This is a genomic window from Pseudonocardia ammonioxydans (genome assembly GCF_900115005.1).
In the GTDB taxonomy this organism is placed as follows: Bacteria; Actinomycetota; Actinomycetes; order Mycobacteriales; family Pseudonocardiaceae; genus Pseudonocardia; species Pseudonocardia ammonioxydans.
In genome coordinates this window covers 120,840-139,892 of sequence record NZ_FOUY01000012.1, presented here as the reverse complement: position 1 = coordinate 139,892, position 19,053 = coordinate 120,840, and the positions used below count along the sequence as shown (strand labels likewise).

General features: G+C 74.3%; 20 protein-coding genes, 1 pseudogene and 1 riboswitch. Of the genes and pseudogenes, 13 read left to right on the top strand and 8 right to left on the bottom strand.

Features of this window, described 5'->3' with window-relative positions; translation table 11 throughout:
• Window positions 1-25: 25 nt before the first annotated feature.
• The 6 genes from lhgO (at window position 26) to BM093_RS14025 (ending at window position 4,899) form a co-directional block, all read left to right on the top strand.
• Window positions 26-1,279 carry an L-2-hydroxyglutarate oxidase gene (lhgO, locus tag BM093_RS14050; RefSeq protein ID WP_093342804.1) on the top strand — a complete coding sequence of 418 codons (1,254 nt, stop codon included), beginning with the start codon at window positions 26-28 and terminating at the stop codon, window positions 1,277-1,279.
• Window positions 1,276-2,184 carry a GTPase Era gene (gene era / locus BM093_RS14045; protein WP_093342677.1) on the top strand — a complete coding sequence of 303 codons (909 nt, stop codon included), beginning with the start codon at window positions 1,276-1,278 and terminating at the stop codon, window positions 2,182-2,184. Before lhgO ends, era begins: the two co-directional genes overlap by 4 nt.
• A 51-nt stretch (window positions 2,185-2,235) precedes the next feature.
• Window positions 2,236-3,168: a DNA repair protein RecO gene (gene recO / locus BM093_RS14040; RefSeq protein ID WP_245773511.1), complete on the top strand. Its 933-nt coding sequence runs from the start codon at window positions 2,236-2,238 to the stop codon at window positions 3,166-3,168.
• 81 nt (window positions 3,169-3,249) lie between these two features.
• Window positions 3,250-3,630 (top strand): hypothetical protein, encoded by a 381-nt coding sequence (locus tag BM093_RS14035; protein WP_093342674.1) that lies wholly within the window; start codon window positions 3,250-3,252, stop codon window positions 3,628-3,630.
• 58 nt (window positions 3,631-3,688) lie between these two features.
• Complete coding sequence (locus BM093_RS14030) at window positions 3,689-4,501, top strand: isoprenyl transferase (RefSeq protein ID WP_093342801.1); 813 nt, start codon at window positions 3,689-3,691, stop codon at window positions 4,499-4,501.
• Entirely contained in the window at window positions 4,498-4,899 is a 402-nt protein-coding gene (locus BM093_RS14025) for a hypothetical protein (RefSeq protein WP_245773510.1), read from the top strand. The genes BM093_RS14030 and BM093_RS14025 overlap by 4 nt, the downstream gene beginning before the upstream one ends.
• Before the next feature lie 20 nt (window positions 4,900-4,919).
• Here the strand turns inward: BM093_RS14025 and BM093_RS14020 are convergent, their stop codons facing one another.
• Both BM093_RS14020 and BM093_RS14015 read right to left on the bottom strand, forming a co-directional pair.
• Window positions 4,920-5,255, bottom strand: coding sequence for a DUF2795 domain-containing protein (locus BM093_RS14020; RefSeq protein ID WP_093342671.1), 336 nt, complete (start codon window positions 5,253-5,255; stop codon window positions 4,920-4,922).
• 98 nt (window positions 5,256-5,353) lie between these two features.
• Window positions 5,354-6,004: a hypothetical protein gene (locus BM093_RS14015; protein WP_093342668.1), complete on the bottom strand. Its 651-nt coding sequence runs from the start codon at window positions 6,002-6,004 to the stop codon at window positions 5,354-5,356.
• A 127-nt stretch (window positions 6,005-6,131) separates the two neighbouring features.
• A riboswitch (SAM riboswitch) is annotated at window positions 6,132-6,245 on the top strand.
• Between BM093_RS14015 and BM093_RS37260 the strand changes: the two are divergent.
• Window positions 6,204-7,912: pseudogene (locus tag BM093_RS37260) on the top strand (aminotransferase class V-fold PLP-dependent enzyme). Its footprint overlaps the riboswitch before it by 42 nt.
• Window positions 7,913-7,916: 4 nt before the next feature.
• Here BM093_RS37260 and BM093_RS14005 read toward each other — a convergent pair.
• Together BM093_RS14005 and BM093_RS14000 are read right to left on the bottom strand one after the other, a co-directional pair.
• Entirely contained in the window at window positions 7,917-8,309 is a 393-nt protein-coding gene (locus BM093_RS14005; protein WP_245773515.1) for a Fur family transcriptional regulator, read from the bottom strand.
• A 149-nt stretch (window positions 8,310-8,458) separates the two neighbouring features.
• On the bottom strand, window positions 8,459-8,827 hold the full coding sequence (locus BM093_RS14000; protein WP_093342792.1) for an ArsR/SmtB family transcription factor: 369 nt from the start codon (window positions 8,825-8,827) through the stop codon (window positions 8,459-8,461).
• A gap of 103 nt (window positions 8,828-8,930) precedes the next feature.
• On the opposite strand from BM093_RS14000, the gene BM093_RS13995 reads away from it, so the two are divergent.
• The 3 genes from BM093_RS13995 (at window position 8,931) to BM093_RS13985 (ending at window position 12,046) form a co-directional block, all read left to right on the top strand.
• Window positions 8,931-9,263: an antibiotic biosynthesis monooxygenase family protein gene (locus BM093_RS13995; protein ID WP_093342665.1), complete on the top strand. Its 333-nt coding sequence runs from the start codon at window positions 8,931-8,933 to the stop codon at window positions 9,261-9,263.
• A gap of 259 nt (window positions 9,264-9,522) precedes the next feature.
• Window positions 9,523-10,488 carry a hypothetical protein gene (locus BM093_RS13990; protein ID WP_177238466.1) on the top strand — a complete coding sequence of 322 codons (966 nt, stop codon included), beginning with the start codon at window positions 9,523-9,525 and terminating at the stop codon, window positions 10,486-10,488.
• 151 nt (window positions 10,489-10,639) lie between these two features.
• Entirely contained in the window at window positions 10,640-12,046 is a 1,407-nt protein-coding gene (locus BM093_RS13985; RefSeq protein ID WP_093342662.1) for a glycine--tRNA ligase, read from the top strand.
• Between the two features lie 64 nt (window positions 12,047-12,110).
• Here BM093_RS13985 and BM093_RS13980 read toward each other — a convergent pair whose 3' ends face one another.
• From BM093_RS13980 to BM093_RS13970, 3 genes are all read right to left on the bottom strand, one after another.
• On the bottom strand, window positions 12,111-12,311 hold the full coding sequence (locus tag BM093_RS13980; protein ID WP_093342659.1) for a hypothetical protein: 201 nt from the start codon (window positions 12,309-12,311) through the stop codon (window positions 12,111-12,113).
• A 95-nt stretch (window positions 12,312-12,406) separates the two neighbouring features.
• Window positions 12,407-13,396 (bottom strand): hemolysin family protein, encoded by a 990-nt coding sequence (locus BM093_RS13975; RefSeq protein ID WP_093342789.1) that lies wholly within the window; start codon window positions 13,394-13,396, stop codon window positions 12,407-12,409.
• Entirely contained in the window at window positions 13,393-14,823 is a 1,431-nt protein-coding gene (locus tag BM093_RS13970) for a hemolysin family protein (RefSeq protein ID WP_093342656.1), read from the bottom strand. The genes BM093_RS13975 and BM093_RS13970 overlap by 4 nt, the downstream gene beginning before the upstream one ends.
• A 298-nt stretch (window positions 14,824-15,121) precedes the next feature.
• On the opposite strand from BM093_RS13970, the gene BM093_RS13965 reads away from it, so the two are divergent.
• The 3 genes from BM093_RS13965 (at window position 15,122) to BM093_RS13955 (ending at window position 18,188) form a co-directional block, all read left to right on the top strand.
• Window positions 15,122-16,177 carry an XdhC family protein gene (locus BM093_RS13965; protein WP_245773509.1) on the top strand — a complete coding sequence of 352 codons (1,056 nt, stop codon included), beginning with the start codon at window positions 15,122-15,124 and terminating at the stop codon, window positions 16,175-16,177.
• 86 nt (window positions 16,178-16,263) lie between these two features.
• Window positions 16,264-16,881: a YdcF family protein gene (locus BM093_RS13960; RefSeq protein ID WP_093342783.1), complete on the top strand. Its 618-nt coding sequence runs from the start codon at window positions 16,264-16,266 to the stop codon at window positions 16,879-16,881.
• A complete protein-coding gene (locus tag BM093_RS13955; RefSeq protein WP_093342777.1) occupies window positions 16,878-18,188 on the top strand; it encodes a deoxyguanosinetriphosphate triphosphohydrolase in 1,311 nt (436 codons plus the stop codon). The genes BM093_RS13960 and BM093_RS13955 overlap by 4 nt, the downstream gene beginning before the upstream one ends.
• A gap of 10 nt (window positions 18,189-18,198) precedes the next feature.
• Here BM093_RS13955 and BM093_RS13950 read toward each other — a convergent pair whose 3' ends face one another.
• Window positions 18,199-18,996, bottom strand: a complete 798-nt coding sequence (locus BM093_RS13950) for an HNH endonuclease family protein (protein ID WP_245773508.1) — start codon at window positions 18,994-18,996, stop codon at window positions 18,199-18,201.
• Window positions 18,997-19,053 lie beyond the last annotated feature (57 nt).

The following is a 19,053-nucleotide window of genomic DNA, read 5'->3' as shown; positions in this document are numbered from 1 at the left end:
CGGTGCGGGGCCGGAGGAGGAACCGATGGCAGGAACTGATCGTCCGGCAGGCGGGCTGCCCGCGACGCCGTCCTACGACCTCGTGGTGGTCGGCGGCGGGATCGTCGGTCTGGCCACCGCCTACGCCGCCACCCGCGCCGGGCACAGCGTCGCCGTCGTCGAGCGGGAGGCCCGGCCGGCGAACCACCAGACCGGCAACAACTCCAACGTCATCCACTCCGGCCTGTACTACGCGCCGGGCGGGTACAAGGCCCGGCTCGCGGTCGCCGGGTGCGCGGAGACCGTCGCGTTCTGCCGCGAGCACGACCTGCCGCACCAGGTGTGCGGCAAGCTCGTCGTCGCGACCGAGCCCGAGGAGCTGCCCCGGCTCGACGAGCTGGCCCGGCGCGGCGACGCGAACGGGGTGGAGAACCACCGGCTCGATGAGCACGGCATCCGCGAGTACGAGCCCGACGTCCGCGGTCTCGCGGCGCTGTGGGTGCCCTCCACCGGCATCACCGACTACCGCGCCATCGCCGAGAAGCTGAGCGAGCTCGTCGAGAAGAACGGCGGCGAGGTGCACCTCGGCCGTGCGGTGACCGGATTCGCCCGGCGGCCGTCCGACGTGGTGGTGCGGACGTCGGGGGGCGACCTGCTCGGCTCCCGGGTGGTCGTGTGCGGCGGGCTGCGCTGCGACGAGCTCGCGACGATGGCCGGTGCCGACCCGGGCGTGCGGATCGTGCCGTTCCGCGGTGAGTACTCCGGGTTCTCCGACCGGGCCGCGTCCCTGGTCCGCGGGCTGATCTACCCGGTCCCCGACCCGGCGTTCCCGTTCCTCGGGGTGCACGCCACCCGCGGGATCGACGGGCACGTGCACGCCGGGCCGAACGCCGTCCTCGCGATGGCCCGGGAGGGCTACTCCTGGGGCACGATCAAGCCGAAGGAGCTGCTCGGCACGCTCACCTACCCCGGCATGATCAAGGTCGCGCAGCGGCACTGGCGCTACGGGATCGGGGAGGTGCAGCGCTCGCTGTCGAAGAAGGCCATGGTCCGCCAGATCCAGCGGCTGCTGCCCGACGTGCAGGCCGAGGACCTGCACCCGGCCGGGGCCGGTGTCCGGGCGCAGGCGGTCAAGGCCGACGGCACCCTCGTCGACGACTTCCTGTTCCTCGACCAGCCCGGCCCGGACGGGACCGGCGGGCCGGGCTCGATCCTGCACGTGCTCAACGCGCCGTCGCCTGCGGCGACCGCGGCGCTGCCGATCGGCCGGGAGATCCTCGACCGGCTGGGTGCGGCGTGACGGTTCCGCAACCGCCCGCCGAGGGCTTCCGTTCCGGGTTCGCCTGCTTCGTCGGGCGGCCGAACGCCGGCAAGTCCACGCTGACCAACGCGCTGGTCGGCCAGAAGATCGCGATCACCTCCAGCCGGCCGCAGACGACCCGGCACACGATCCGCGGCATCGTGCACCGCGACGACGCGCAGATCGTGCTGGTCGACACGCCCGGCCTGCACCGGCCGCGCACCCTGCTGGGCTCGCGGCTCAACGACCTGGTCCGCGAGACCTGGTCCGAGGTCGACGTCGTCGGGTTCTGCGTGCCGGCGAACGAGAAGGTCGGGCGCGGTGACCGGTTCATCGCCGACGAGCTGCGCAAGGTCGCCGCGCACACGCCGGTGATCGCCGTGGTGACCAAGACGGACCTCGCGCGTCCGGAGCAGGTCGCCGAGCGGCTCGCCGAGGTCGCGGAGCTGATGGACTTCGCCGAGGTCGTCCCGACCTCGGCGCAGTCCGGCTTCCAGGTGCGGCTGCTGTCCGACCTGCTGGTGGCGCAGCTGCCGGAGGGCCCGCAGCTCTACCCGGACGGCGACCTCACCGACGAGCCGGAGGAGACCCTGGTCGCCGAGCTCGTCCGCGAGGCGTCCCTGGAGGGCGTGCGCGACGAGCTGCCGCACTCGATCGCGGTGACGATCGAGGAGATGATCCCGCGGGAGGACCTGCTCGAGATCCACGCGGTCGTCTGGGTGGAGCGGTCCTCGCAGAAGGGCATCGTGATCGGGCGCGGCGGGGCCCGGCTCAAGCAGGTCGGCTCCGACGCCCGCCGCCAGATCGAGAAGCTGCTGGGCACGAAGGTCTACCTGGACCTGCACGTGAAGATCGCGGAGAACTGGCAGCGCGACCCGAAGCAGCTGCGCAGGCTGGGCTTCTGACCCGCGGCCGCGGCGCTCGGGCGGCCGGGCGGCAGGGCCTAGGGTGGAGTCATGGCCCAGCTCTACCGTGACACCGGTGTGGTGCTGCGCGTGCAGAAGCTCGGCGAGGCCGACCGGATCATCACGCTGCTGACCAAGCAGCGCGGCAAGCTCCGGGTCGTCGCGAAGGGCGTGCGCCGCACCCGCTCCCGCTGGGGGGCGCGGCTGGAGCCGTTCAACCACGTCGACGTCCAGTGCTACACCGGCCGCACCCTCGACGTCGTCACCCAGGCCCAGACGCTCGACGCGTTCGCGCCCGCCGTCGTCGCCGACTGGTCGGCGTACTCGTGTGGCTGCGCGATCCTCGAGACCGCCGACCGGCTGGTGTCCGAGGAAGGGGAGCCGGCGCTGCGTCTGTACCTGCTGGTGCTGGGTGCGACGCGGGCGCTGGCCGACGGTGCCCGCGAGCCCGCCCTGGTGCTCGACGCGTTCCTGCTGCGCGCGATGAGCCACGCCGGGTGGGCGCCGTCGCTGTCGGAGTGCGCGCGTTGCGCGGCCCCGGGACCGCACCGGGCCTTCACCGTCGCCGGGGGCGGCATGGTCTGCCCGCGCTGCCGCCCGCCCGGGTCGGTCACCCCGGCGGCCGAGACCGTGACGCTGCTCGAGGCGTTGCTGCACGGCGACTGGACGACCGCGGACGGCTCCGGCGGGCCGACCCGCCGGGAGGCCAGCGGCCTGGTCGCGGCCCACCTGCAGTGGCACCTGGAACGTCAGCTGCGATCGCTGCCCCTGGTGGACCGCCGGTCCCGGCCGCGGCCCACCGATCCCGCCGCCGCCGACCCCGACACCGCCGTTCCCACCGGCACCGCCGTTCCTGCCGACACCGACCCCGCGCCCGCGGCGGACGGTGCATCCGGTCCGCCCAACGGTTCCCGGAGCCCGGCTGCGGCCGCCGGAGCGCCACCGGTCGCGCCGCACGGCGCACCCGCCGACCCCGCGGGATGATCTCCCCTTCCGGCGGGCAACCCCGCCTCGTTACCCTCCCGTGATCGAGGGGACCCCAGCCCCGTCGACGGAGAGGTAGTCGTGACCCGACCCCATGCCCCGCGGGACGGTGACGGCCGGGCCGAGGGCACCACCCACCGGCTCCCCGCCACCACCCAGCGGATCCCGGTCCCGCCGACCCAGCAGATCCCGGTGCGGACCGAGGTGCTCCCCGAGTCCCCGCAGGACGGCCCCACCCGGGCGATGCGGCAGGTGCGGGCCCGGACCGAGAGCGGGTCCTGGCCGGCCATCCCGATGCTGCCGGTGATCCGCCCCGAGGAGTCCGACCCGGCGAGCGAGGCCGACCGGGTCCGCGGGCACCGCGGTGTCCGCGAGCTGCGCGAGACCCTGGAGCGGCTGGAGGACCCCGACGTGCCGGCCTGGCCGGAGCGCGAGGAACCGGACGAGAACTTCCGCTTCTGATCGACCGCGACCGGCCTCGCAGCACGCACCGTCGGAGGGCGGACGTAGGGTGAACCACGTGCCGTTCCAGCCCCCTCCGCCGCACCCGTCCGGTGCGCGGCCCCCGGCGATCCCGCCGGAGCTGGTGCCGCGTCACGTCGCTCTGGTGATGGACGGCAACGGCCGCTGGGCCAACGCCCGCGGCCTGCCGCGCACCGAGGGCCACAAGCGGGGCGAGGACTCGCTGATGGACGTCGCCCGCGGTTGCATCGACATGGGCGTGCAGTGGCTCTCGGCGTACGCGTTCTCCACCGAGAACTGGCGCCGCAGCCCGGACGAGGTCCGGTTCCTGATGGGCTTCAACCGCGACGTCATCCGCCGCCGGGTCGACGAGATGCACGCGATGGGTGTACGTGTCCGGTGGGCGGGGCGACGACCGCGGCTGTGGCGCTCGGTGATCAAGGAGCTCGAGGTCGCCGAGCAGAAGACCCGGGCCAACGACGTCCTCAACCTCACGATGTGCGTGAACTACGGCGGCCGCGCCGAGATCGTCGACTCGGTACGGCAGATCGCGCAGCTGGCCGCCGAGGGCCGGATCAACCCGGCCCGGATCGACGAGCGGATGCTGGCCCGCCACCTCGACGAGCCGGACATGCCCGACGTCGACCTGTTCGTGCGCTCGTCGGGGGAGCAGCGGACGTCGAACTTCCTGCTCTGGCAGAGCGCCTACGCCGAGATGGTCTTCCTGGACACCCTGTTCCCGGACTTCGACCGCCGCCACATCTGGGAGGCGATCGAGATCTACGCCCGGCGGGACCGCCGGTTCGGCGGCGCGGCCGACCGGCATCCCGCGGGCACGGGCATCGACTCCGACGTGGCGGGTGCGCAGTGACCGATGACGTGATCGCCGGGATGCTGGCGACGGCCCGGGGCGCCCTGGAACGCTTCCACGACGTCCAGGTCGACGACGACGGCGCGCTCACCTTCGCCCACGGCGGCGTGCTCTGCGTCGTCCAGGGCACCGAGCTGGAGGAGGGCCTGCCGGTCCTCAACATCACCTGCGTGGTGGCCTGGGACCTGTCCGACGACGACGTCCCGCGCCGGGTGGGCCTCGGGATCGGTGAGGGCCTGTTCGGCACCCCGCGGGTGGTGCAGGGCGAGCGCGGCTGGGACGTGACGCTGCGCTACGCGTTCCCCGCCCTCGGCCTGGCCGAGCAGCCGATGGGCACGCTGCTCATGCTGGTGGTGTCGTCGGCGTCGAGCATGCGGGCCGAGCTGGTCGAGGCCTGACGGCCCGGTCGGGCCCGCGGTCACCGCTTCCGGTTCGTACCGAGCTCCTCGGCGATCGGGTTGACCGGGTCGACGTCCTTCGTCGCCTCGGACAGCCCGGGCCGCGTGTGCTCGCTGCGCCGCTGCGCTCGCAGCTGCTCGGTCTCCTCCCGGGTCTCGTCGGCCGTGTCGACCGCTGCCAGGACGTCCGCGGCCGAGGTGTACTCCTCGGCCGGGACGGCGCGGACGGCCTCGAGCGTGGCCGCGTCGGCGCCGTTGCGCTCGGCGCCGGCGGCCAGCTCCTGCTTGCCCGCCGGGAACGTCACCCCGTCCAGGGCGGCGTGGACGGCGTCCGGTGTGGTCGTGCGGGTGGCCATGCGAGGTCCCTCCTCGGAACGACGGTCGTGCTGTCCCGATCGGAGTTACCGCGGTACGGCCGATCCATGCGTGCGGCGGCCGAGTCGCCCCGGAGGGGTCAGGCGGGTTCCTGCCCGCCGGCCTCCTCCTCCGGGGACAGGTGCACCAGCGGCAGCGCTGCGAGCTGGGCCGGTGTCATGTCGTGCGCGATGCCGAGCACGTCGTTCTGGGCCTTCGTCATCCGCGCGTCGACCAGCCCGGACAGGGCGTAGGCGACCCGGCCCAGGAGCCGCACCGTGGTCTCGTCGACCTGCGGCCGCGGCGTGGAGACCACGGCGACGCCGCGCGGGGTGCCCTCGTTCGACTGCGCGACACCGATCTCGTAGGACTCGCGGGGGTTCACGTGCCGCGACGCGTAGTGGTCGCGCAGCTTGGTGACCATGTCGTGGAAGCCGCTGACGTCGCCGTCGAGCTCGAGCTTGTCCAGGTCCTCGCGGGTCAGCGTCTTGGTCCGGCCGGAGAAGCACCGGACGTAGCCGATCACCGCACCGCTCCACAACGCCTCGACCAGTGCCGGGTCGGCGTCCACCCGCACCGGGCCGGACTCGGGCCCGCCGAGCGCGGTCACCAGGTGCTCGCAACACCGGAGCACGTACTGCAGGTCGTCGAAGACGCCCGCGAGCTGCGCCAGCTCCCCGGACTCCGGGACATCGATCCGCCGTACGGCTGTGGGCGCCGCGGGGGCGCCGTCCTGCTGCGTTTCGGTCATCGTCGACCTCACCTCCGATGGATCACGCTATCCGCGTGACCGCCGCCACGGTGTCGCGTTATGAGACGGTCCGTGACGGGGATCGCACCGGGCGCGGCGGAGGGGTCTGCTAGCGTCTGCGCCCGAAGGTCACGAGTGCCAGCGCGAAGCCCCGGCTTGCTGGCCGGCAACCCTCCTCCGCGGTGGGGTGCCCCGGGTGATGACCGGGCCGGCGCGGAACCGCCGCCGGCAAGCGCGGATCCGAGCCCCGGAGCGGCCCCCGGATCCCCGAGATCCGAGAGGCCGGATCATGACCGCTGCCCTGCTTCCCGAGACCACCCACGGCCGCACGACGCCGCCCCGGGGGTCTGTTACCCGGGCGACCCCGCCCGAGGCCACCCCGCCCCAGGTGACCCCGCCCCGGGCGACCCCGCACCAGGTGACCCCGCACCAGGTGACCCCGCACCAGGTGACACTGCCCCGGGTGACCGGTGCCGAGCTGACCGTGCCGCTCGTCGACGGCTCCCGCGTGCGCTACTGCGACCTCGACTCGGCGGCCTCGACCCCTGCGCTGGAGTCCGTCGCCGCGCACGTCGCCGAGGTGCTGCCGTACTACGGCAGCGTGCACCGCGGCGCCGGCTGGACCTCGCGGGTCTGCACCTCGCTGGTGGAGAACGCCCGTACCGACGTCGCGCGGTTCGTCCGGGCCCGGACCGGCGACTGCGTGGTGTTCACCCGCAACACCACCGACGCGCTCGCGCTGCTCGCCCGCGCCGTGCGGGCCCGGTCGTGACGTTGGACCTGGAGCACCACGCCACCCTGCTCGCCTGGCGCCACACCGAGCACCGGGTCGTCCGCGCCGGGCGCACGATCGCGGAGACCCTGGACGCCCTGCGGGCCGAGCTGGCCGCGCGACCGGACGCCGCGCTGGTCGCCGTCACCGGGGCCTCCAACGTCACCGGTGAGCTGCTCCCGGTCGGCCGGATCGTGCAGATCGCGCACGCGGCGGGAGCGCGGGTCTGCGTGGACGCCGCGCAGCTGGCCCCGCACCGCCGCGTCGACCTGGCCGGGTGGGGTGCGGACTACGTCGCCCTGTCCGGGCACAAGATCTACGCCCCGTACGGCACCGGGGCGCTGGTCGGGCGCCGGGACTGGCTGGACGCGGCCCCGCCGCACCTGGCGGGTGGGGGTGCGGTCCGCTCGGTCGCCGTCGAGGACGGCCGGACCGACACGGCGTGGCTGCCCGCGCCGCAGCGGCACGAGGGCGGCACACCGAACGTGCTCGGTGTGGCCGCGCTGGGTGCGGCCTGCCGGGCCCTCGACCCCGTCGTCGACGAGGCGGTGCCCGCGCACGAGCGGGAGCTGGTCGCCCGGTTGCATGCCGGCCTCGCCGGGATCCCGGGGCTGTGGACGCTGTCCTGCTTCGACACCGCCGGATCCTCCGATCCCTCCGGCTGCCCTGCCGCTGCCCCCGCCGACGCCGCCCCTGCTGACGCCGACGGTGCCGCTGCCGCCGCCCTCGTCGACGTCGACGCCGCCGACGACGTCGCCGTCGCCGCCGCGGCGGACGCTGCTGCCCCCGACCGGACGGCCACGGTGTCGTTCGTCGTCGAGGACCTGCCGTCCGGGCTGGTCGCGGCGGCCCTGTCGGCCGAGTACGGCATCGGGGTGCGGGACGGCCGGTTCTGCGCGCACCCGCTGCTGGACCGGCTCACCGGGGGCCGGGACGCGGTCCGGGTCGGCCTCGGGCTGCGGTCCACCGCGGAGGACGTCGACCGTCTGGTCACCGCGCTGGACCGGCTCATCCGATACGGCCCGCGGTGGACCTACGCGGTCCGCGACGGGCGCTGGACGCCGACGCCCGACCCGCGCCCGGCCGACCCGTTCGGCCCGGACGAGCGGCCGGGCCCGGCGGGGTGTGCGCGCTGAGTCCTCAGGACTGGCGGGCCGCCGTGCACGCCGCGCACAGCCCGAAGATCTCCAGGGTGTGCGAGAGGTCGGAGTAGCCGTGCTGCTCGGCGATCGACCGGGCCCAGGACTCCACGGCGGGCCCCTCGATCTCGACCGCCGCGCCGCAGCGCCGGCAGACCAGGTGATGGTGGTGGTGCTCGCTCTCGCAGCGCCGGTACACGGCCTCCCCGGAGGCGCTGCGCAGCACGTCGACCTCGTCGCCCTCGGCCAGGGTCTGGAGGGTGCGGTAGACGGTGGTCAGGCCGATGCCCTCACCGCTGCGGCGCAGCTCCTCGTGGATCTCCTGGGCGGAACGGAAGCCCTCGATCCGGTCGAGCAGCGCGGTCACGGCGGCCCGCTGCCGGGTCGCCCGGATGCCGCGCGGCCCGGCGGTGGACCGGGCCGGTCCGCCGCCCGCGGCGGCCCCGTCGGTGCCGGTCTTCACCGGACCGGTCCGCACGGGGTCGGCCTGCACAGGGCCGGTCTGCACAGGGCCGGTCTGCGTGCTCCGGTGCGCGACGTCGCTCACGTGTCCTCCTCGACGTGTGCCACGGCGTCGACCACGATGTGCGCCAGGTGGTCGTCGACCAGGGAGTACAGCACCTCACGTCCCTTGCGCTCGCCCTCGACCACCCCGGCCGCCTTCAGCACCCGCAGGTGCTGGCTGATCAGCGGCTGGGCGACGCCGAGCGCGTCGACCAGGTCGTGCACGCAGCGCGAGTGCTCGAGCAGTTGCAGCACGATCGCGATCCGGACCGGGGCCGCGAGCGCGCGCAGCAGGTCGCCCGCCGCGGCGAGCGTCCGCTGGCCGCGGACCGGGCCGGGCTCGGGTGGCGGCGGGTGGTCGCCGGTGGTGTCGTCGGGAACCCGGGCCGTTCCCGCTGCGGCTGACATGTGGTGACCGTCCCGTTCCCCGGGGGCGGCGGCCACACCCCCGGCACCGTCGAGCCGTGCCGGCCGCACCCGACATGGTAGGCGTGTTCGTTATCGTCGTGTCGTGCTGCTGGTCTGCCGGTTCACCGTGCCACCCGTCCGCGAGGCCGACTTCACCGCCCGGGCGGCCACGGCACTCGAGCTCCTGGCCGCACAGCCGGGATGCCGCGGGGGCGAGGCGGGCCGCGCGATCGAGGACGCGCAGCAGTGGGTGCTCGTCGTCCGCTTCGACTCGGTCGACGCCTACCGCCGGGCCCTGAGCCCGTTCGACGTGCGCGAACACGTCCATCCGCTGCTGGCCGAGGCCGACACGAGCACCGAGTCGACGCACGAGACCCGCCTGTCGGTGGACGCGGGTGCCGGCGTCACCCACCACCCCAGTCTGCTGACCCCCTGACCCCCCCACTCGTGTCCCTCGGCCGCGCACGGTTCCGGCGACGGACGCGCACGAGTTCTGGGAACGCTCACGAGTTCCGGCCGACGCTCACGCGATCCGGTGAGCGTTGGCGCAAACGGTGAGCGTCCCCGGAACGCGTGAGCGTCCGCGGGAGCGGTGAGCGGCGGCGGCGCGTGAGTAGGCATCCACAAGTCGGCGCCGTGTCCACAGGCCCGCAGGTCGACGGTGCAGGGACGGGGAATGGCGGCAGGCTCGTGGCATGGGCGAACTGCACCTGAGACGCGCGCTCCTCGCCGAGGGGCGTACCGACGAGGAGGTCCGTTCCGCGCTCGGCCGCGGAACGCTCGTGCGGGTACGCCCGGGCGCCTACCTCGATGCCGACGACCCGCGCCGCCGTAGTGCGGTGGAGCGGCACCGGCTGCTCGTCGAGGCGACCCTGCCCCTCCTCGGCCCGGGCGCCGTCGTCAGCGGCCCCTCCGCCGCGGTCCTGCACGACCTGCCGCTCTGGGGTGTGTCGTTGCGCCGGGTCCACGTCACCCGTGACCGTGCCGGGGGCGGCCGGAGCACGGCTCGTCTGCACCTGAGCGCGGCCCCGCTCCCGGACGGGGACGTCACCACGGTCGGCAGGATCCCGGTGACCACGGTCGCGCGCACGGTCGTCGACATGGCGCGGACCGCCCCGTTCGAGACGGCGGTGACGGTCGCCGACGCCGCGCTGTTCCGGGAGCTCTGCACGGAGGCCGATCTCGCCGACGCCGCCGGGCGCGCCACCGGCCGCCGGGGCGCCGGCCGGGCACGGGCGGTCGTCGCGTTCGCCGACGGGCGCGCCGACGGTCCCGGGGAGTCGCGCAGCAGGGTCCGCATGCGGGCTCTGGGGGTGGCGGCGCCCGTCCTGCAGCACGTCGTGCGCGACCGGTCCGGGCGCTTCGTCGGACAGGTCGACTTCTGGTGGCCGGAGCACGGCATCGTCGGCGAGTTCGACGGCATGGAGAAGTACGGCCGGTCGCTGCGCCCGGGAGAGACCGTGGCCGAGGCGGTCCTGCGGGAGAAGCGTCGGGAGGACGCACTGCGGGCACAACCGGAGGTCCGGACCGTGGTCCGCTGGACCTGGCCCGACATCGACGACTTCGACGAGACAGCCGCCCGCCTCCCCAGATACTGCGCAGCCGCTCACGGGTTCCGGCAACGCTCGCCCGATCGCGTGAGCGGCGAACGGAACCGGTGAGCGTCCGACACATCGTGGGTGAGCGGCGGGTGAGTCGTGGGAGTGGCGGGGTCGGGTGGGGGTGGTGCGTCGACGGGGGGTCGGTAGCCTGGGGCGACCCCTGGCCGTCCTGCCGGTGGGAGAGTCCGCATCACGTTCCTGGAGTACCGCCGTGGCCAGCAAGCCCACCTCCGCCAAGATCGAGACCATCGTCGCGCTGACCAAGCGGCGCGGATTCGTCTTCGCCTCCGGTGAGATCTACGGCGGTACCCGTTCGGCGTGGGACTACGGACCCCTCGGCGTCGAGCTCAAGGACAACATCAAGCGGCAGTGGTGGAAGTCGATGGTCACCGGCCGCGAGGACGTCGTCGGCCTGGACTCCTCGGTGATCCTGCCGCGCCAGACCTGGGTCGCCTCCGGCCACGTCAACGCGTTCACCGACCCGCTGGTCGAGTGCACGTCGTGCCACAAGCGGTTCCGCGCCGACCAGCTCGCGGAGGAGTTCGCCGAGCGCAAGGGCCGCGACCCCGAGCAGGCCGACCCGAACGACCTGTCCGAGGTGCCCTGCCCGAACTGCGGCACCCGGGGCCAGTTCACCGCGCCGCGCGAGTTCAACATGATGCTCAAGACCTTCCTGGGGCCGGTGGAGTCCGAGGAGGGCATGGCCTACCTGCGCCCGGAGACCGCGCAGGGCATCTTCGTGAACTTCCTGAACGTGCAGACGACCTCGCGCAAGAAGCCGCCGTTCGGCATCGGCCAGATCGGCAAGAGCTTCCGCAACGAGATCACCCCGGGCAACTTCATCTTCCGGACCCGCGAGTTCGAGCAGATGGAGATGGAGTACTTCGTCGAGCCCGGCAGCGACGAGGAACTGCACCAGTACTGGATCGACGAGCGCACCCGCTGGTACACCGACCTGGGGATCGCGGCCGAGAACCTGCGGCACTACGAGCACCCCAAGGAGAAGCTCTCCCACTACTCGAAGCGCACCGTCGACATCGAGTACAAGTTCAACTTCACCGGGCAGGAGTGGGGCGAGCTCGAGGGCATCGCCAACCGCACCGACTTCGACCTGACCACGCACTCGAACCACTCCGGCGTGGACCTGTCGTTCTACGACCAGGCCACCGACACCCGGTACAAGCCGTACGTGATCGAGCCGGCGGCCGGCGTGGGCCGGTCGATGATGGCCTTCCTGATCGAGGCCTACGCCGAGGACGAGGCGCCCAACGCCAAGGGCGGCGTCGACAAGCGGGTCGTCCTCAAGCTCGACCGCCGGCTCGCCCCGGTGAAGGCCGCGGTGCTGCCGCTGTCGCGCAACGCCGACCTCTCGCCGAAGGCGAAGGACCTGGCGGCGCGCCTGCGGAAGAACTGGAACGTCGACTTCGACGACGCCGGCGCCATCGGCCGCCGTTACCGGCGCCAGGACGAGATCGGCACCCCGTTCTGCATCACGGTCGACTTCGACACCCTCACCGATCAGGCCGTCACCATCCGCGAGCGGGACACCATGGCCCAGGAGCGCGTCGCGCTGGACCAGGTGGAGACCTACCTCGCCACCCGCCTGCTCGGCTGCTGAAGCACGGCTCGCAGAACCGCCCCCGCCGGAGTCCCGGCGGGGGCGGTTCGGTCTGCGGGGCCGCTCAGGAGCGGTAGGCCAGCAGCTGGACGCCGAGCTCGGTCTCGGTCCGGCGCAGCTCGGCGAGCTGCTCCTCGCTGAGCGGGGCGTAGGGCGACTCGGGCCGGTAGGCCACCAGCGGCCCACCGATCCGGTCCTCCAGCTGCTTGAGCCTGGTCAGTGCGGTGTCGTCCAGCTCGGCCGGACGGAGCGACGGTGCGGTCATGGTGGACCTCCCACGGTGCGGACTGCGCTACGAGGCCGCCCAGGGTAGGACCGGCCCCGGCCGGGTGCCGAGCGGACACCCGGCCGGGGCCGGATTCACACCGGTTCGGGGAGCAGCCGCTCCACGAGGTCGGAGAGGGTGACGATGCCGATGAGCCGGCCGTCGTCCTCCACCAGGGCCAGGTGCGCCCGCTGGTCGCGCATCGTGTTCACCGCGGTGTGGTACTGGGTGTCGGCGGCGAGCGAGAGGACCGGGCGCATCAGCTCGCGCGCCCGGGTGCCGGGTTCGCGGGTCAGCGTGTCCCGGACGTGCACGTAGCCGACCGGCCGTCCGCCGTCGCGGACGATCAGCCGCAGGTGCCCGGTCCGCCGTGCGGTTTCCTGGACCGCCGCGATGTCGTCGTCGGCCGACACCCCCGACGGCGGGTGGGCCAGGTCGCGCACCGGGGTGCGCTCCAGCTCGAGCGCGGTGACCAGCTGGTCGCGGCGCTCCCGGTCCAGGGCCCCGGTCTGCGCCGAGTGGTCGACCAGCTCGCGCAGATCGTCGGCGTTGCGCCCGGAGGCCATCTCGTCCACCGGCTCCACACCGACGGCGTGCAGGCAGCGGTTGGCCAGGCCGTTGAGCATCACCAGCGCCGGGCGGGTCAGCACCATGAACGCGCGCATCGGCAGCGCCAGCATGATCGCCGACCGTTCCGGGTGCGAGATCGCCCAGGACTTCGGCGCCATCTCGCCCACGACGAGGTGGACGAACGTGACGACGATCAGCGACAGCACGAACGACACGACCGTGGCGATGCCCGAGGCGATGCCCCAGCCCTCCAGCAGCGGGCGCAGGGCGTTGTCCACGGCGGGCTTCGCGACCGCACCGAGGCCGAGCGTGCACAGCGTGATGCCCAGCTGGGACCCGGCCAGCAGCAGCGAGAGGTCCTTCGCGCTGCGCAGGGCCGCCCGGGCCGCGGCGGAGCTCTGCGCGGCCTCCTCCAGGCGGTAGTTCCGGGCGGCGACGAGCGCGAACTCGACGGCCACGAAGAACGCGCTCAACCCGACCAGGGCGATCGAGACGACGATCGAGGTGACGCTCATGCCCACACCTCCTGCTCGTCCTGCTCGTCCCCGTCGGCGGCGGCCTCCGGCTCGGTCCAGACCACGTGGACCGCCGAGGGCACCCGCCGGTCCACCTCCTGCACGGTCAGGCGCAGGGCCCGGTCGTCGTCGTCCGGGTTCTCGGCCGGGATCCGCACGACGATCTCGTCCCCGGCGTCGGGCAGCCGCTGCAGCTCGGACATCACCAGCCCGCCGACGGTCTGGTAGTCGCCCTCGGGCAGCTCGGCGTCGATCAGCCTGCCGACCTCGTCGACGTGCCGGTCACCGGGCACGACCCAGCCGTCGTCGGCCTCGCGTGCCTGGTCGGTACCGGCCAGGTCGTGCTCGTCGGTGATCTCGCCGACCAGCTCCTCGGCGACGTCCTCGACGGTGATCACGCCGGCCAGCCCGCCGTACTCGTCGAGCACACAGGCCAGCTCCTCGCCGTCGGCGCGCAGCTGGGCCAGCACCTGCGGCAGCGGCAGCGACGACGGGACCAGCACCGGTGCCCGCATCAGCTCGGCGACCGTCACCTCGGCGGCGCCGCGCCCACCCAGGTCGGTGCGCTCGGACAGGGCCAGCACGTCCTTGAGGCACACGACGCCGACCAGCTCCATCGCACTGTCCGGGGTGGAGGCGTCCGGCGGCGTACCCAGCACCGGGTAGCGGGAGTGCTGTACCGCCATCTGGCCGATCAGCTGCTCGACGGTGGTGTCCTCGCGGACCCAGGAGACCCGGGGCCGCGGGATCATCGCGGCCCGCGCCGTGCGGTCGCTGAAGTCCACCGCGCGGTCGAGCAGGACGGCGAGCTCGGGGTTGAGGTCCCCGGAGTCCTTCGAGTCGTCGATGATCGCCTCGAGGTCGCGCGGGGTGGCCGAGTGCTCCACGTCGTGCACCGGCTCGATCCGCAGCGCCCGCAGCAGCAGGTTCGACGCCGCATCGAAGATCTTGATGATCCAGCCGAAGACGGCCAGGTAGGTCGTGGTGGACAGGGCCAGCCACCGGGCCACCGGCTCCGGGCGGGCGATGGCCAGGTTCTTCGGGAACAGCTCGCCGAAGACCATCTGGACGACCGTCGAGAGCAGCAGCGCGAGCACGGTGCCGATGGCGACGCCGACCCCGGCCGGCACGTTCACCACACCGAGCAGCTCGCCGATGCCGTTGCCGATCAACGGTTCGGCGACGTAACCGACGAGCAGGCCGGTGACGGTGATGCCCAGCTGGGCGCCGGAGAGCATGAACGAGGTGCGCCGGGTGATGTCGAGGGCCCGGGAGGCCCCGGCGTCGCCCTCGGCCGCCCGGGCCTTGAGCCGGGAGCGGTCGACGGCCATGTAGCCGAATTCCTGCGCCACGAAGTAGCCGGTCAGCGCCGTGATCGCGAGGACGACCAGGATCCCGACCAGGATTCCGAGGATCGTGCCGATCACCGCAGCGTCACCGCCCGGTCATCGGTGCGGGCGGGGGCCGGGATGGGTGGGGGTCGCCGTCCGTCGTGGGACCGGACGGCGCCGGGACTGTCGCTGGGGTCCATGACTCCTTCACTCGCGATGGGGTTCGAGGCGTTCAACGCGTGCGGGGATCGTACGGTTCCGTGCCCCGGGCGTCGCGTCCCTCACCCGATCCGTGTCCGGCCCCGGACTCGGCGTGGCCCGGACTCAGCGTGGCCCGGACTCAGTGCTGCCCGGACTCAGCGTCCTGTCAGGCCCCGTCGCTACCCTGGCGCCCGTGACCACTCCCACGAGCCGGCAGACGGCCGGGCACGGCGGGCGAGCCCGCGACCCGCGCCGGGAGCTCGGCGCGGACCTGCGCCGCTGGGCGTCCGGGGACGCCACGGCGATCGGTGTGGTCCGGGTGCTCGACCGGCACGGCTTCGGCTCGGTCGAGTCCGGCCAGCTGATCGCCGCCACCCCGGGTGGCGAGGTGTCCGGGCTGCTCTACCGCGGCGCGCTCGACGACTCCGCGTACCCGCTGGCGGCCGAGGCCGCGGGCGGGGCGGCGGCCGTGCGGGAGGCGCACGTCGCCGAGTCCTCCGCCCTGGCGGCCGGGCTGGCCTGCGCCGGCGGCGCGACGCTCGTCGGGCACCCACTGCCGGCCGCGGCGGCCGCCGCGCTCGGCGCGGCGCTGGAGGCGGCCCGCCCCGCGGCCCTGCTGTCGACGGTGGAGGGCGGCGCCGCGCTCGTGCTGACCGGCCCCGGACTCACCGAGGAGCACGGCGACCTGGGCGCGGTCACCGCGGCGGCCGCCGCCGAGGCACGCACGCTGCTGCGCCGCGGGGCCACCACCACCGAGCGCGTCCGGGTCGAGGGCGTCGACCTGCTGGTGGACGTCTGGGTCCCGGTGCCGTCGATGCTGGTCGTCGGCGAGGGCGCGCTCGGCGCCGCGCTGCACGCCCAGGCCGGGCTGCTCGGCTGGTCCGCGCGCACCGTGACCACCCTCGAGGAGGCCCGGGCGGCGGTCGCCGACTTCACCGACGCCGACGTGCTGGTCCTGCTCGACCACGCGCCGGCGTTCGACGCGATCCTGCTCGAGGGGATCGCGCACGGCCGCGGCTTCCTCGGTGCGCTGGGCTCGCGCCGCACCCAGGCGGCGCGCCGGGAGCGGCTGCTGGGCGCGGGCGCGACCGACGACCAGCTGGCGGCGATCCACGGCCCGGTCGGGCTGGACCTGGGCGCGCGGACCCCGGCCGAGACCGCCGTGTCGGTGGTCGCCGAGGTGATCGCGTTGCGGGCCGGGCGGTCGGCGTCCGCGCTGGCCGGGAGCAGCGGGCGGATCGGCGGATGAGCGCACCCTCGTCCCGGCGCGGGCTCGGGAGCCCCGACCCGCCCGCCGGCCGGCGTCCGACGGCACCCGGGCCGGTCCGCAGCGGCATGACCTGGGGTGCCCGGCTGCTGGTGGGCGCGCTGGTGATGGTGCTCGCCGTGGTGGGGGTGACGGCGCTGCGGGTGTGGCAGGTCGCCCGGGTGGACGACCAGCGGCCCGCGGACGCGGTCGTCGTGCTCGGGGCCGCGCAGTACAACGGCGAGCCGAGCGCGGTGCTGGCGGCCCGGCTCAAACACGCCGAACAGCTCTGGCGCGACGGTATCGCGCCCCGGATCATCACCGTCGGCGGCGGGGCCACCGGCGACCGCTACACCGAGGCCGAGGCCAGCCGGGACTGGCTGATCGAGCAGGGGGTGCCCAGCACCGCGGTCGAGGCGGTCCCGGAGGGCGCCGACACCCTGCGCAGCCTGGAGGCGGTCGCCGCAACCGCGCAGGAACGGGGCTGGGAGTCGGCGCTGCTCGTGTCGGACCCGTGGCACAGCCTGCGGGCCCGCACGATGGCCCGGGACGCGGGGCTGGAGGCGTGGACGTCACCGACCCGCAGCGGCCCGATCGTGCAGACCCGGGAGACGCAGCTGCGCTACATCTACCGCGAGACCGGCGCGCTGCTGTTCTACGAGCTGACCCACGCCTCGGTCGACACCGCGGGCAGCGGGCAGGGCTGAGCACCGTGTCCACCCTCGCGGTCCCGGCCGACGCCGGTTACCTCCCGGCCGACGGCGAGCGCCGCTACCCCGAGCCGCCCAAGGGCTCCGGGCTGGGGGAGCGGGGACGGGTGGAACGGCGCAGCCCGTTCTCCCGGGACCGGGCGCGCGTGCTGCACTCCGCGGCACTGCGCCGCCTGGCCGGGAAGACCCAGGTCGTGGGGCCGGGTGAGGGCGCGGAGGTGACCGGTATCCCGCGCACCCGGCTCACCCACTCGCTCGAGGTCGCCCAGATCGGCCGGGGGATCGCCGAGGAGCTCGGGCTGGACCCCGACGTCGTCGACGCGGCCGGGCTCGCCCACGACATCGGGCACCCGCCGTTCGGGCACAACGGCGAACGGGCGCTCGACGAGGCGGGCGCCGGGTGCGGCGGGTTTGAGGGCAACGCGCAGACCCTGCGGATCCTGACCCGCCTCGAGCCCAAGGCCCGCTCCTCGGACGGGCGCGCCCCCGGCGGGCTGAACCTGACCCGCGCCACCCTGGACGCGTCGGTCAAGTACCCGTGGCCGCGTCGCGGCGCCGAGCGGAAGTTCGGTACCTACGCCGACGACCGCGCGGCCCTCGAGTGGGTGCGCCTCGGGGCCCGCCCGGGCGTGCGCAGCATGGAGGCCCAGGTCATGGACTGGGCCGACGACGTCGCCTACTCGGTGCACGACGTCGAGGACGCGCTGCTCGCCGGCCGGATGGATCTCGCGGTGCTCTCCTCGCCCGTCGAGCGGGAGGCGCTGGCCGCCGAGGCCGCGCAGCGCTTCGGCGCCGACGCGGCGGCCTGCGCCGAGGCCGCGGCCCGGCTCGACGCGCTGCCGGTGGTCCGGGCGGTGCGCGGGTTCGACGTGCGCACCGCGGGCGGCGACGACCTGGTCGCGATGAAGCGGATGACCTCGGAGCTGGTCGGGCGCTTCGCCCTCGCCGCCACCGACGCCACCCTCGACACCCTCGGTGACGCGCCGCTCGCGCGGCACCGCGCCGACCTCGTCGTCCCGGTGGTGGCCGAGGCGGAGGTCGTGCTGCTCAAGGCACTCGCCACCCGCTACGTGATGAGCGACCCGCAGCGGCTGGCGATGCAGGGCCGCCAGCGCGAGCTGCTGCACGAGCTGGTCACGACCCTGACCGGGCGCGGGCCGGCCGTGCTGGACCCGGCCCGCGCCGAGGACTGGGCCGCCGCCGCGGACGACCGGGCCCGGCTGCGCGTGGTGATCGACCAGGTGGCGCTGCTCACCGATCAGCAGGCGGTGTCCTGGCACGCGGAGCTGTGCCGCACCACCTGACCGCCGGCGGTCAGCGCAGGGTGATCGCCGGCTGTGTTGCGTCGGCCTCGGTGGTGGCCGCCCGGTCCGGGCAGCCGCGCAGCACGCGGTCGATCGCGTCCCGCTCGGCGGCGGTCACCCACAGCTGGTACTTGCTCTTCACCGCGACCTGCCGGGCGACGTAGGCGCACCGGTAGCCGGCGTCCGGGGGCAGCCAGGTGGCGGCGTCGCCGTCGCCCTTGCGGGCGTTCGTCGGTCCGTCGACGGCGATCAGGTTCAGCGGGTCGTTCCCGATCCGCTCGCGGGTCGCCTCGTCGAGCTGCTGGGCGCCCTTCTGCCAGGCGTCGGACAGGGCGACGACGTGGTCGATCTGCACCTTCTCGCTGGTGCCCTGCCCGCGGGTGAAGGAGATCGTCGTGCCGGTGTAGGTGTCGCGCAGGGTCCCGGTGAGCACGATGCAGTCGTGCGTGCCCGCCTTGAACGTCTCCCGGTCCATGTCCCGGGCGAGGACCTGGTTGCGCTGGTCGCAGCCGTCGCGGTCGATGTCGGCCCAGCGGCGTCCGAACTCCTCGCGCTCGTAGCCGGTCTTCGGGGCACGGCCCTTGACCTGCAGCGTCGTCAGGGCCGCCGCGGCGCTGCCGGCCGTGGCGGTGCCCGCGGCCGCGGTGCCCACCCCGGCCGCGCCGACCTCACCCGTGTCGACCCCCGCCGTGTCGCCCCCGGCTGTGTCGACGACGGCGTCCAGCGCGTCGAGCGCGTCCACGAACGACCCGGGGGCTCCACAGCCCGACAGCACCAGTACTGCCGCCAGCACCGCGGCGGTCTTCATCCGACGAACTCGCACCCGCAGATGTTCGCCAACGCCAACACCGATCCACGGAGGACA

Bases quoted from the DNA above. Each gene is read 5' to 3' on its own strand.
- BM093_RS13990 (WP_177238466.1), top strand. From the start codon at position 9,523: ATGGGCGAACTGCACCTGAGACGCGCGCTCCTCGCCGAGGGGCGTACC.
- recO (WP_245773511.1), top strand. From the start codon at position 2,236: ATGGCCCAGCTCTACCGTGACACCGGTGTGGTGCTGCGCGTGCAGAAG.
- BM093_RS14020 (WP_093342671.1), bottom strand. From the start codon at position 5,255: ATGGCCACCCGCACGACCACACCGGACGCCGTCCACGCCGCCCTGGAC.
- BM093_RS13960 (WP_093342783.1), top strand. From the start codon at position 16,264: ATGACCTGGGGTGCCCGGCTGCTGGTGGGCGCGCTGGTGATGGTGCTC.
- BM093_RS13975 (WP_093342789.1), bottom strand. From the start codon at position 13,396: ATGAGCGTCACCTCGATCGTCGTCTCGATCGCCCTGGTCGGGTTGAGC.
- BM093_RS14000 (WP_093342792.1), bottom strand. From the start codon at position 8,827: ATGTCAGCCGCAGCGGGAACGGCCCGGGTTCCCGACGACACCACCGGC.
- BM093_RS13980 (WP_093342659.1), bottom strand. From the start codon at position 12,311: ATGACCGCACCGTCGCTCCGTCCGGCCGAGCTGGACGACACCGCACTG.
- lhgO (WP_093342804.1), top strand. From the start codon at position 26: ATGGCAGGAACTGATCGTCCGGCAGGCGGGCTGCCCGCGACGCCGTCC.
- BM093_RS13950 (WP_245773508.1), bottom strand. From the start codon at position 18,996: ATGAAGACCGCCGCGGTGCTGGCGGCAGTACTGGTGCTGTCGGGCTGT.
- BM093_RS14015 (WP_093342668.1), bottom strand. From the start codon at position 6,004: ATGACCGAAACGCAGCAGGACGGCGCCCCCGCGGCGCCCACAGCCGTA.